At 62.4% G+C, this 221-nt stretch carries 1 pseudogene; it reads right to left on the reverse strand.

The features are described 5' to 3' along the window. Nucleotides 1–221 (reverse strand): annotated as a pseudogene (locus tag A3709_RS12500) (acetyl-CoA C-acyltransferase); the annotation flags it as partial.

Genomic DNA, 221 nt, shown 5'->3' on the forward strand with positions numbered 1-221 from the left:
GAAGCGACCTTGGCAGCGGCGCTATTGACAGCCTCCAGGCCAGACGCGCAGAAGCGATCCACTTGCACGCCGGCAACGGATTCGTCCCAGTCGGCGTTCTGCACAATCATTTTGGCAATATCAGAGCCCTGCTCCCCCACCGGGGCGACACACCCCATGATGACGTCGTCGACATAGGACGTGTCGAGGTCGTGGCGTTGTTGCAGCTCGCGCAGGAGCCC

The sequence above is a fragment of the Halioglobus sp. HI00S01 genome (genome assembly GCF_001635445.1).
Classification (GTDB): domain Bacteria; phylum Pseudomonadota; class Gammaproteobacteria; order Pseudomonadales; family Halieaceae; genus Halioglobus; species Halioglobus japonicus.